This window comes from Ruegeria sp. CDSC085 (genome assembly GCF_059610465.1).
In genome coordinates this window covers 59,539-71,677 of sequence record NZ_JBXWNR010000019.1, presented here as the reverse complement: position 1 = coordinate 71,677, position 12,139 = coordinate 59,539, and the positions used below count along the sequence as shown (strand labels likewise).

The following is a 12,139-nucleotide window of genomic DNA, read 5'->3' as shown; positions in this document are numbered from 1 at the left end:
AAACCCGCCAGTACTGCCACGGCGCCACTGTAATCTGGAAGAAAGGCGCAAACGGAAGACGCGCAGATCAAATCGAATTCTGAAAACTCATTCCCTAATTCCGGAACATCTCCAGCCAGCATATCTCCGTGAACGGCCCTGACATTGTGCAGCTGTTTGTTCTGAAGGACGTCAATCATATTCTCCGAAGTATCAACCGCGAAAACTTCCGCCACATGCGGTGCAATTTTCTCCGCCAGCAATCCGGTACCACATCCAAAGTCGAGCACGCGTTTTGATCGCCAATCCTTCCCACGAAGATTCAAGTGGTCGTCGAGCGAGGCAAAAGCGTGGTTTGCGTAGCGTCTAACGTCGCTGTTGTCGTCCCAGCCATCCGCATAGTCGTTCCAGTCATCGGTCATGTTGCTTACGCTTCCTTGTGGGATTTCATCGGCTCCAACACATCTACGCTGAGGCAGACGCATCGATACGAACGCGCGACATTGGCTAGGTTGGCGACAACAGTCAACATGGGTTTGGAACGGCATATGGAAGGAATAGAGGCGACTTCGGCAAGCCTCTGCCGACAATCTTTCCCGCAAGAAAGAGGCCCACCGAAGCGGGCCACAAGTTTAACCGAAGGAAAGTCTCGAGGTATTGAAACCAGGCTAACGCTTGCGCGCGCGATCGACAACACCGTCGGCTGATATCGTAGCGATCCTATCCTCGGTGCGGCGGGTCATTTCCACCCCGTCACCCGTCATATGCGCCTCGGCAAACTCGGTGAACTTGAAGATACTGCCATCGGCTTCAACATGGGTTTCATCTTCCGCCGAGCGGCGTATGACCGACCCGTCATGTCGGATTTCGATGATCGTGTTGTCGGCCATGCGGACCGTCACAGAATGCTCATCCACGGCGACACCCTGCCACCACATTTCCGCATCGCGGCGCACAACAATACGGTTCGGATGCAGCTTGATCTGCACGTCCTGTGCCGCCTCTGGATCAGCCGCTTTCACAACAACGATGGCCTCTTGCGCGCTGGGGTCACCATGGATCGACGCGCTCCCGTTTTTCGGCGGCCAGAGCTTTGGCTGTTCGCGCGGTTTGCCCTTCTGATCCGTATGAAACCCGACAAACATCTGCGCGGATTTCCAGACACGGCGAGCAGCTTTTTCGAGCTTGTTCGAAGTGGTGTCCATGGGTCTATCCAAATCCGTTTTGATCAAGTGATCGCTTTTGAGAATGAGCCGGGTGACCGACCTCTGTTAGCTATGCGCGACGGGGTGTTCACGCAATGCCACTTTGAGTTTTCCTCATTGAGGATGACACAGCCAGAGATTGATAGGCAGGGCGCTGTGCGCCCTGCCCCATTGGGTTCAGAAGCAATCCGGCACCCAAGCGTCGATGTTCGCTTTCTGTGCCTCTGACACACCCAATGCCACCTGATGTTCTGCATCGTTGAACAGCTTGTGCATCGCCTCGTTCTTCGCGCCTTTCTTGGATTTCGCAAAGGCTTTGAACATATCCGTGTCGCCATGCAGGTCCAGCAGGTCCTTGTAGAGATCATCCAGTTGCCAGCCTTTCAGCCGTTTGAAGCAGTTCTCAGCAGAGGGGGTCCAGATCGCGCGCATGCCGGCACCAATCTCAGCCTCGATCTCGCCCATGAACTCCGGGCGTTGGGTCAGGAACCGCCGGGCCAGAAAAGCTGTGATCTCTCCATTGCGGGTCTTCTTGCCCAGATCGCGAAACGCTTTGAACGCCTCTACGTTGCCTTGTGCGGCCATTTCGTGGAACTGATCATAGGCTGCCTCTGCTGCCGCATCCCGCTCCCCGCCAAGACGCGGGTCGAGGATGAACTGGTCGTCGATTTCCGGCGTATTCCGTTCAGCGCCGCCAAAGCCAAACAAGGTGCTGGTCAGACCGGAGGCCGGGGTGGTGAAGAACGCAAACAGGCTCAGCACATAGTCAGGCTTGTCCAGCAAAGCCGTTTGAACCGCCGCCAGCCGGATCGCCACCATGTCGTCGATGAACTTCTGCGAATAGGCAGGTTTTGGTTTCTCTTTGGCCTCGGACTCTTTGACCGGGGCCAGAATACCGGCCTCAATGGCGGCCTGGAGATGTTCCGCCGCGACATAGGCCGAGGATGTTTTGATCTCGCCAGTGTTGCCGACATAGACAAACACACCGGACAGCATGCGCTGATCGTCGGAGTAAAACGGCGCGGCATAGTCTTCGAGCGCTGCAAGCTCCTTTTCGCCATCTTCATCCAGAGCCTCAGCCTCATAGAGTTCGGCCAGTTCGTCATACCGCTCGGCCTGTTCTTCGGTGAAGTCCCGGCTCACCATCTCCAGACGGTGCATGCCTTCACTTCCCGAGAACCGATAGGGAATGTAGCTTTCGTCATGGGTGTCCACCCAGTCCCAGCCTTCCGCTTCGCGCAGCTTTTCTGCTTCTGTCGCCAGTTTCTCAGCAAAGAGACGGTCCAGTAGCTCACCTTCATTGAACAGGGTCTCATCGGCAAAGAGATCGGTGGTGACCGTGCCGCCGGCTTCAACATAAGCCTCCTGCCCGACAAACACAGCCTTGCGGTTGGTGCTGCTGACAGCCTCAGAGGTCAGGGCCTGTTTGACATCATGCTCACTAAACCACCGACACTCTTTGGCCTGTTCCAGCACCTCCAGAATTTTCTCTTCCTCGGTGCTGACTGTCATGGCCTTGGCCAGCCCCATGCTGATCTCATCGGCTTTGAGCGCGTCCAATACGGCGGCAGGCAGACCGGCCAATGCGAGGCGGCGGCGCACATGGGCTTCGGTCACGCCGAACGCGTTGCTGATCTTGGCAACAGACAGGGATTTCTCCGCCATCTTGCCATAGGCGCGGACCTCGTCCACCGGGTCCAGTTCTTCACGGGCGGTGTTTTCCGCATTCGCCCATTGCTCGGCCACAAACGGATTATCCGTGACTTTGACCGGCACCTGTGCCAGATCGGCACGTTCGGTCACGGCGATGTTCAGAGCTCGCAAGCGGCGGCCACCGGCGACGATGGCGACTTTGCCATCTGCGTCGCGCAGACCGCTGAGGTTCTGGATCAGGCCGCACATGACCAGACTGTCGGCCAGCAGGGCAATGCCTTCCTCAGAAACCTCCTGACGCGGGTTCAATTCAGACAGGTAGAGATCGGTCAGGGCGATGGCTTCGATGATTTCCGGTGCGGTGAATGTTTCGAGTTTGCTCATGGGGCAAATCCTTGTTTGAGTGTTTTGCTTTGTGTTAAGGGTGCCCTACCCCTCGTGGGGGTAGAGCGAGGCCGCTTAAACGGCTGCGTTTTGGATCAGGAAGCGGCGTCCGATGTCGAAGTCATCGCCCTTCCTGATTAGCGCCCACGCTTCTGCGATACGCTGCTGCAAGATTTCATTGCTCATGGTGTTCACCTCCTTTCTGGTTTGGGATTGGGATCAGTATTCGCTGGGGCACATGATGGTCAGGACGCGACGCGTCACTGCGGGGTCAAACGGGCGGTCGGAGCCGTATGTGTAATCCGCGTCGTAAAGATCGATTTTCCAGAACAGCTTTTGGCCGCTGACGATCACCGTCCCGAATGTGTGATCACCATAAGGGTCATTGCCTTCATCGAACTGGTCATCCGACGCCACCGCCTTCAAAGCTGCGGTCTGGAACTCCATCCCTTCGCCTGACACGCCGGGCGTGACAAACACCTGCCCCTGAATGCCTTTGGACTGCATCTCAATGGCTGCAGTCGGATCGATCAGGGCTTTCCGAAACAGGTCATTCTGGACCGCAATCTCTGCCGCCTGAAGGCTGGTGTCATTTTCGATGTCATTTGTCGTCTCAAGGTTCAAAACCGTCTCTCCTCTCATGGTGTGACCTCCGGGGCTGATCCCCTTTGGTGCTGGTTTTGAGCCGAGCCCTGAAAGGGCGTCGTCTCTAAAACCTGCCCCGTGGCGAACGCGGAGAGGGGCGAGACAGGACAAATCGACAAGAGTGGTGCGGCCCGCAGCGCAACGCGCGAGGACACGGTCTTGTCTATTTGTCTTGTCCGAGGGGGGAGGCCGCGCCTTCCCCCTGACGTCGGGGGGGCGTTTGGCTTGCCCAAATCCCGCCTGACCAACAAAAAAGAAGCCAAAGGATCTTTGATCCTGCGGGAGCGCAAAAGGGATCGTCACCCGAACGGGCAGATCACCACGGCATGGACCGACCATGACCCAAAGCCCCTGCCCGGCTCGCAAGAGACGGTTCAGGGGCTACTGGGACAGGGAGATCATTCTGGGGTGTTCTGGGTGGAAGCCGGCATGCCGACTGAAACCTAGAGCCCGGTCACGAGCCAGCTGGCTCGGGATTTGCCAAGGGACAAAGGCCGCAGCCCGAAATCACTCACCGACCGGAACATACCCTCGTCGGAGCTTTTGCTTTTCAAGGTTATGAAGCGCTTCACTAGCTTGGGCTGCGTCTTCGTACGTCACCAACATGGCTTGCCCGTTTGTGCCGATACGTCCCCAGGTACGAAGAACAGAAACTTCGCCAAACAACGTCGGCTGCAACTCTATTCCATAGAACCGCGCCATGTTAACGTCGGGGTCCACATGGATCAGGTGGACAGGTGTCGTTGCTGTCAGTTCCATGACGCGATTGTCGGTCAATTCAGCCCTTCTGTCCAATGACATTGCGAAATCAATTCCCGGGAAAGGACCCTGATCCTGAACGGAAAATGACATCGAATGCATCCGCTACTACTATAGCTGACCAATATGTAGGTAATAGGATCTGCCATGTTTCGTTTTCTACTATTTGCTTTCGTGATGGGTCTTGCCGCCAACGCGGGTGCGGCGCAGACACCGCCTTCGGCTGATGAGGTCGCGCAATACGACGGTCTCTTCGCAGCCGCTCACACCGGCAACGAAGAAATGATCCGGCAACTCGTTGCGGCAGGGGCAAACGTCAACGCGCGGGACTCGTGGGGTCGCACACCAGCCCATGTGGCCGCGTTTGCTTCAGAGGACGAGGCATTGAGTGCACTGGCTGAGGCTGGCGCCGACATGAATGCACTTGAAGATCAGGCCTACGACGTGGTCACGATTGCGGCCGTTGCAAATGATCCGGAACTGATGACGCTCGCCATTGAGCTCGGCAACGATCCCGGCCTCACGACCAGCCCTTATGACGGAACCGCTCTTATCGCGGCCGCGCATCTCGGTCATGTCGAGATTGTCAGACGGCTGATCGCCGCCGGCGCGCCTCTGGACCATGTGAACAATCTTCATTGGACAGCCGTTATCGAAGCCGTTGTGCTTGGCGACGGCGGCCCGGATCATCTTGCGGTTCTGGATGCCTTATTGGCTGCGGGTGCTGACAGATCGCTTGCCGATCGTAACGGAATTACCCCACTCGAACACGCCGAACTTCGCGGATTTTCCGAGATGGCAGAGCGGCTGAGAACAGAGGATTGAGGCCTGTCCGGCAGGCGGAAGCGGTGAGTTTCACCGGACAGGCACCGATGGCAGCTTGGATATGACCGACCTCGGGTCAAGGTCTCGGCGTGGTAGAGTGGCGACAAAGATGAAGACATCCCAAGGACAACGGCAAAATGAACAAGATCGGAAAAAGTAAACAGGTCGGCTACAGCGCGCTTGTTTGCGCGAGGCGCAGCTTTCTTGCTGCATCAGGCTTTGGCGCGCTGACGGTCGGCTTGAGTGGCTCTGTCCTGGGCCAAACTTCTTCGGGTGCGGACGACGCTATACCTCAGCCAAGTGATCCCAAAGATGCCTCATTCATGGAGCGCGCCTTCGAGATGCGTCAGTATGCGATTGACCATGGAGATCAAGGGTATGGCGCAGTTGTGGTGCGCGACAATGTCATTATTGGCCAGTCATGGAGCAGGGTCATCTTGGATCAAGACCCCACGGCCCACGCTGAAATGGCCGCGATCAGGGATGCCGCGCGACGCCTTAATCACCGAGATTTGACCGGATCGGTCATGTACTCATCCTCCCGACCATGTCCCATGTGTGAAGCCGCGGCATACTGGGCTGGAGTCCGCCTGATGTTCTACGGCCGGAAAATCACGAGCGCAAGTTCCCCGAAGCTTTGCAGTTAGTATGGTTCTCAGCCATCAGCAACGTTTCATTTTGCATTCGCCTCCCACGGTGGGAAGTCCGGCCCACAACCGCCGTTGACCACCGGTCTCCTCCGCTGCGGTGCGGCCCGTCGAACCTGCCGTTCGCTGCGAGAGCAAGATTAAGGTCATGCTGAATTCACACAGTGCGGACAAAACGGTCATTCGCAAAACCGTGCCTTCTGTCGCCATAGGCCCATTCACGACCTTATGAACTCTGTCAAACGCTGTGGTGCAGTTTCACAAGAGCAGCCGTTCATGCATCGTGCAGCATCCATTGCCAGAGAACAGCGGACGCGTGGGCAAATTGGTCCGTTTCGGCGGCAGCATGTCCACGCCCCAATCCAGCGTGGTGTCAGAAACCGGAAATGATCCATTTTTTCGGATCAAGGCTGCGTGCAAAGATGCAATCTGCGCAAAAAACAACGCTGTTTTCAAAGGCGCTCCACGAGCACACCTTGTCCGCCTGGCGGACACTGAGCCGGACAGAAGTTCTCTCCGGTACCGTCTCTTTCTAGTTTGGTTGCGCAGCTGTGGAAGGAAATGAAATGCCAATTCAATCTTTGGGCTATCTTGGTGTGCGATCCGACCGGACGGATGACTGGAAGCAATTCGCAAGTAAAGTACTTGCCATGCAACTCGCTGATCACGGCGGGCGCCAACTTTCTTTCCGGATGGATGATTTGGTGCAGCGCCTGGTGATATCCGATGAACCCGGCGAAACGCTTGCCTTCATCGGCTGGGAACTTTCGCAGAAATCAGACCTGCAAGATTACGCCGCCCGGCTGGACAATGCGGGACATAAGGTTGGGCAGGGAAGCCGTGAATTGGCAGACCGCAGGTTTGTCGAAGACCTGATCGTATTTCACGATCCTGCGGGAAACCGGATCGAACTGGTGTGGAACCCACAAAAAGCCGAAGACCCCTTTACGCCGGGGCGGCCGATCGACGGCTTTAAAACCGGCCCGCTTGGAATGGGGCATGCGGTGTTGCACGTGCCCGATGCGACGGCTCTATTACCGTTCTATCGCGATGTGCTGGGATTTGCCGTCAGTGACTATGGTCTGAAACCAGTGCCGCTCTACTTTTTCCACGTCAACGGGCGGCATCACAGCTTTGCCATAGTTGGCTCGGGCAATTCGGGGTTTCACCACTTCATGGTCGAATATCACAACCTTGATGACGTTGGTCAGGGTTATGACCTAGCCTGCCAGGAAGAGGATGGCATTGCCTATACGCTGGGGCGCCATACCAATGACTACATGACCAGCTTCTACGCCAACAGCCCCTCGGGTTTCTTTGTCGAAAACGGATGGGGTGGGCGCGTGATCGACCCCGCGACCTGGGAGCCACATGAAACAAAGTGCGGCCCCAGTTTCTGGGGTCACGACCGTCTTTACTTGTCCGAGTCAGGGCGGGAACCTTTTGTCGACATGCGGCTCAAGGCCGCTGAGGACGGGTTGCGCGCGCCGCCCGTAGTCGATTGCCCATGGCTATATGAAACCCGTGGGCGTGGCTGAGAGAGGGGAACCTGATGGCACAGATTACCAAACATTTTGATGTCGCCATTGTCGGCTATGGGCCAACTGGTGCGACGCTGGCCAATCTGCTCGCCGAATGCGGTGTGAGTGTGGCTGTCATCGAGCGCGAGGCGGCGATTTATCATCTCCCCCGGGCTGTGCACTTTGACGGTGAAACCATGCGGGTTTTTCAGGCCGCAGGCGTAGCCGAGCAGCTGAATGAAAAAGTGCGGGTCAATCCGGGTATGCGCTTTGTCGATCAACAAAGAAATCTGCTGATGGACTGGCCCCGTCCGCAAGGGATTGGACCGCAGGGGTGGCATTCAAGTTATCGCCTTCACCAACCTGACCTTGAGAAGCTGTTGCGTGACAAACTGACCAGCCGCGACACTGCGATGATTCTGACAGAAACTGAGGTTGTTAGCGTCGAGGATCAGGGCGAAGAGGTTACTTTGTACTGTCGCAAAGCTGGCGACGAGCACAGCACAATGGTTAAGGCCAATTTCGTTGTCGGCTGTGACGGTGCTCGATCTTTGCTGCGTGAAGCCATCGGTTCTGGCATGGACGATCTGGGGTTTGACGAACGTTGGTTGGTCGTGGACCTATTGCTTAAGAGGGACCGCCCCGATCTGGGTGATCACACGGTTCAGTTCAGCAACCCTGATCGTCCAATGACCTATTGCCGAAGCCCGGAAAACCGGCGGCGGTGGGAAATCACGGTTCTAGATGACGAAACCGACGACGAGGTTTTGCAAACCGCGCGCATATGGGATTTTCTTGCGCCCTGGATTGGCCCCGAGGATGCGGATCTGGAACGGAGCGCGGTCTACACGTTTCGATCTGCAATCGCGCAGAACTGGCGCAAAGGTCGATTGATGATCGCCGGAGATGCCGCACATCTGACACCGCCTTTTATGGGTCAAGGCATGTGCGCGGGGATCCGTGACGCCGCCAATCTGGCGTGGAAACTGGCGCTTTGCGTCAATGGCGAAACCGGAATTGACTTGCTGGACAGCTATCAAGCCGAGCGCGCGCCCCACGTGCGCACGTTCATCGAAACGGCGGTGCGCTTAGGTGGTTTGATCAATACGATGGATCGCGACACCGCGCTGGCACGAACAGAAGCTGATTGCGACGGAAAGGCTCGCATGGAGTTCACCTCGCCCCCACTTGGTCGCAGTGATTTGGCCAGCCTCGTGGTTGGCAACACGCCGCACACCGGGCACCTGTTCAGCCAGCCGACACTCAGTGACGGTCAGCGGCTTGATGATGCCATCGGGTATGCACCAGTGCTTGTGGTGCGTCACAAACTGCCCCGTGATGTCGTGCCAGCCATGCGCGTTCTTGATGGAGAAGCGCATCCTGCCTTTGCAGATGCGTTGGACGAAATTGGGGCAAATGCCGTTCTGCTGCGCCCTGACCGATACATCGCCGCTAGCGCCATGACTCAGACAGACATCAAAGCAATTGCAGCTATGAGCCTGCCAACCCCTTACAAAACCATCATAGAAAGAGAGCCCGTAAAATGAAACTTGCTTCCCTGAAAACTGGCGGGCGCGACGGCACGCTGGTCGTTGTGTCCCGTGATCTTTCCCGTTTGACTTTGGCCACATCCGTGGCACCCACACTGCGCGAAGCGATCGAAGACTGGCAGACCGCCGAGCCTGCCCTGCGCAACCTTGAAAAACAACTCGAGGACGGCGTCGTCGATTCCATGTCGTATGATCCGGCGGCACTGGCCTCACCGTTGCCGCGAGCGTTCCAGTGGGCGGACGGTAGCGCCTATCTCAGCCATATGCGGCTTGTACGCAAGGCGCGCGGCGTTGACATGCCTGCAAATTCGGAATCCGACCCGTTGCTCTATCAAGGTGGTGGCGACGGGTTTCTTGGACCGGTCGACCCAATCCCCTGCGTCGATACCGATTGGGGTCTGGATTTCGAGGGCGAAATTGCCGTGGTCACAGATGACGTGCCGATGGGATGCACGGCCAAGCAGGCCAGATCGCATATCAAACTGATCATGCTGTGCAACGATGTAAGCCTGCGCCATGTCATGCGCCCAGAACTGGTTAAAGGATTTGGCTTCTTCCAGTCGAAACCCGCAAGTTCCTTCTCGCCCGTGTGCGTAACCCCCGACGAGCTGGGAGAGGCCTGGACTGGTGGGCGCATCAACCTGTCACTAGTCACGACTTACAACGGTGACGAATTCGGATGCGTCGACGCGGGCGCGGATCTGAACTTTGAGTTTCCCGAGCTGATCGCCCACGCCGCGCGTACCCGCGACCTATCGGCCGGCACGATCATCGGGTCGGGCACTGTCAGCAATGAAAACCACCAAGAGGTGGGTTCATCCTGTCTGGCTGAAAAGCGTATGATTGAAACCATTCGCGATGGCGAGCCGACAACCCGGTTCATGCAACCCGGCGACACAATCCGGTTCGAGATGCTGGACCACGACGGCACCAGCGTGTTCGGCGCTATTGACCAGTCGGTTGTGGCCGGGTGAAACTGCATCATGGGCGGACAGAACGCCCCCCTGATCGTGATGGATAAATGGCGGCAAACTCTGAAACTGTCCGCGCGCTTGCGCGTGGATTGAATATCCTGCGATATCTCAACCGGGTCGGCGCAACCCGTCCGGGTGAAATCGCGTCAGAGCTGGGTTTGCCTCGCCCAACGGTTTATCGCTTGCTGCACACGCTGGAAGAAGAGGGCTATGTCCTCTGTTCCGCCAGCGATGCCCGGGTGCGTGTGTCGCCTTTGGCCGCGGCATTGGGAGACAATGTGTCGGTGCGCTCGCGCCTTTGTCAGGTGGCGGCACCAGTTATGGCGGAATTCACCGAAACCCACGCCTGGCCAGCCGATCTTTCCACCTATGAAGACGCCCATATGGTGATCCAGGAATCGACCCATGGCCGCAGCCCGTTGTCGGTGGACTCAGGGATGGTCGGCTTTTCCCTGCCCATTCTGCGCTCGTCAGCGGGGCGGGCCTATCTTTCGGTCTGTGGTTCGCGCGAGCTGGAGATGATTATCGAGTTATTGCGCGCCGAAAACCTTCCCGAAGACATGCCGTTCCTCAGAAAAAGATGGCTGGAGGAAAACCTGACGATCTATGCCGAACAGGGATACGCCACCCGTGGCCCACACACATTCAGGCCCAAAACATCCAGCCTGGCCGTGCCTATCCTAACTGATGATCGCGCGGTCGGCTGCTTGTCGATTATCTGGGTCACCAAGGCCATGAACATGGATCAGGCGATCAAGCGTTATGCCGACGCTTTGCAGTTTGCTGCGGCGAACATCGCCACCGAATATGAAACCCTTGAAATTTCGGGTCGGCCTTAACGGCGTCTGTGGGCATATGGCGCGCTTCAAAACGCTAAGTGTCCGCCACGCGGACAGCTGGACGCAAGAGCATATTTTTTTTGTGCTCTGAAGCGCTAGAATTTCGCCAAGAAATGGGAGGAAACACACATCATGAAACATACTTTGATCACAGGTCTTGCCGCCGGCGCGATGTCGATTGCATCCATGGCAGCGCAGGCCGCTGACACCACACTGACGATTTCGTCTTGGGCCCCGCCAACGCATGGCGTCAACGCCATGATCTGGCCTGAGCTAACCAAAATGATCGAAGAGGCCACCGACGGGCGGGTCAGTGCCGAAGTCAAATATGGTCTGGGCAGCCCTCCGGCGCAATTCGACCTGGTGCTTGACGGTGCGGCCGATATCACCTGGATCTTCCACGGCTATTCGCCTGGCCGCTTCGTGTCGACGAAAATGATCGAACTTCCGGGCTACGAGGGTAACGCCGAGGCCGCGTCGGTCGCAAGCTGGCGGGCGTATGACACATTCTTTGCCGATTTGAATGAGCACAAGGGCGTCAAGGTTCTGGCGATGATGACCCATGGCCCGGGCGTACTGCATTCGAACGTGCAGATCACCGCGCTTGAAGACATTTCTGGAATGAAGTTGCGACTAGGTGGCGGCGTGTCTGGCGATGTCGGGGCTGCACTGGGGGCAACGGGCATCCGTGTGCCCGCTCCAAAAGTCTATGAAACATTGGAATCGAATGCCGCAGACGGTGTGATGATGCCGATGGAGGCGAAGAAGAGCTTCAAACTGTTCGAAGTTGCCAAAAACTCTTACGAAGTTCCGGGCGGGTTCTATCGTGGATCTTTCGCCATCATCATGAACCAGGACACATTCGACAGGCTGTCTGATGCCGATCGCGCTGCACTGGATAAGGTATTTGGCGAAAACTTGTCACGCGCTGCGGGCAAAGCCTGGGACCAGATCGATGCGGCTGGCATCGAATCGCTGCACGCGAATTCCGACAATGCACTGACACAGGCCTCGGCTGACGATGCGGCCAAGTGGCAGGCACTTACAGGACCGCTGATTGAAAAGGTCCTCTCCGAGGTCAGTGCAAAGGGCGTCGATGCAGTTGCCGCGCATGCCTTTATCGTCGAGCAGATGTCCGCCGAGTGACCTGACCGCACGT

At 57.1% G+C, this 12,139-nt stretch carries 13 protein-coding genes; 8 read left to right on the top strand and 5 right to left on the bottom strand.

Annotated elements, in window-relative coordinates:
- The 4 genes from AC2FJB_RS19600 to AC2FJB_RS19585 all read right to left on the bottom strand — a co-directional run.
- The coding region (locus tag AC2FJB_RS19600; RefSeq protein ID WP_496720220.1) for a class I SAM-dependent DNA methyltransferase at positions 1–401 on the bottom strand (401 nt) is incomplete at its 3' end.
- Positions 402–647: 246 nt separating this feature from the next.
- On the bottom strand, positions 648–1,184 hold the full coding sequence (locus AC2FJB_RS19595) for a hypothetical protein (protein ID WP_282121162.1): 537 nt from the start codon (positions 1,182–1,184) through the stop codon (positions 648–650).
- Positions 1,185–1,361: 177 nt separating this feature from the next.
- On the bottom strand, positions 1,362–3,221 hold the full coding sequence (locus AC2FJB_RS19590) for a ParB/RepB/Spo0J family partition protein (RefSeq protein WP_142638760.1): 1,860 nt from the start codon (positions 3,219–3,221) through the stop codon (positions 1,362–1,364).
- A gap of 219 nt (positions 3,222–3,440) precedes the next feature.
- Entirely contained in the window at positions 3,441–3,863 is a 423-nt protein-coding gene (locus AC2FJB_RS19585; RefSeq protein WP_185956721.1) for a DUF3768 domain-containing protein, read from the bottom strand.
- 228 nt (positions 3,864–4,091) lie between these two features.
- Here AC2FJB_RS19585 and AC2FJB_RS19580 point away from each other — a divergent pair, with 228 nt between their 5' ends.
- Positions 4,092–4,313 (top strand): hypothetical protein, encoded by a 222-nt coding sequence (locus AC2FJB_RS19580; RefSeq protein WP_185956720.1) that lies wholly within the window; start codon positions 4,092–4,094, stop codon positions 4,311–4,313.
- A 60-nt stretch (positions 4,314–4,373) separates the two neighbouring features.
- Here AC2FJB_RS19580 and AC2FJB_RS19575 read toward each other — a convergent pair whose 3' ends face one another.
- Positions 4,374–4,718 carry a WGR domain-containing protein gene (locus AC2FJB_RS19575; protein WP_282121165.1) on the bottom strand — a complete coding sequence of 115 codons (345 nt, stop codon included), beginning with the start codon at positions 4,716–4,718 and terminating at the stop codon, positions 4,374–4,376.
- Between the two features lie 54 nt (positions 4,719–4,772).
- Here AC2FJB_RS19575 and AC2FJB_RS19570 point away from each other — a divergent pair, with 54 nt between their 5' ends.
- From AC2FJB_RS19570 to AC2FJB_RS19540, 7 genes are all read left to right on the top strand, one after another.
- Entirely contained in the window at positions 4,773–5,450 is a 678-nt protein-coding gene (locus tag AC2FJB_RS19570; protein WP_142638754.1) for an ankyrin repeat domain-containing protein, read from the top strand.
- A gap of 137 nt (positions 5,451–5,587) precedes the next feature.
- A complete protein-coding gene (locus AC2FJB_RS19565; protein WP_142638752.1) occupies positions 5,588–6,097 on the top strand; it encodes a nucleoside deaminase in 510 nt (169 codons plus the stop codon).
- Between the two features lie 566 nt (positions 6,098–6,663).
- Positions 6,664–7,635 carry a VOC family protein gene (locus AC2FJB_RS19560; protein WP_481668174.1) on the top strand — a complete coding sequence of 324 codons (972 nt, stop codon included), beginning with the start codon at positions 6,664–6,666 and terminating at the stop codon, positions 7,633–7,635.
- Positions 7,636–7,649: 14 nt separating this feature from the next.
- Complete coding sequence (gene mhpA, locus AC2FJB_RS19555) at positions 7,650–9,164, top strand: bifunctional 3-(3-hydroxy-phenyl)propionate/3-hydroxycinnamic acid hydroxylase MhpA (RefSeq protein ID WP_299353562.1); 1,515 nt, start codon at positions 7,650–7,652, stop codon at positions 9,162–9,164.
- Positions 9,161–10,141, top strand: coding sequence for a fumarylacetoacetate hydrolase family protein (locus AC2FJB_RS19550; RefSeq protein ID WP_299353559.1), 981 nt, complete (start codon positions 9,161–9,163; stop codon positions 10,139–10,141). The genes mhpA and AC2FJB_RS19550 overlap by 4 nt, the downstream gene beginning before the upstream one ends.
- 47 nt (positions 10,142–10,188) lie before the next feature.
- Positions 10,189–10,980 (top strand): DNA-binding transcriptional regulator, encoded by a 792-nt coding sequence (locus tag AC2FJB_RS19545; protein ID WP_496720217.1) that lies wholly within the window; start codon positions 10,189–10,191, stop codon positions 10,978–10,980.
- 132 nt (positions 10,981–11,112) lie between these two features.
- A complete protein-coding gene (locus tag AC2FJB_RS19540) occupies positions 11,113–12,126 on the top strand; it encodes a TRAP transporter substrate-binding protein (protein WP_299353554.1) in 1,014 nt (337 codons plus the stop codon).
- Positions 12,127–12,139 lie beyond the last annotated feature (13 nt).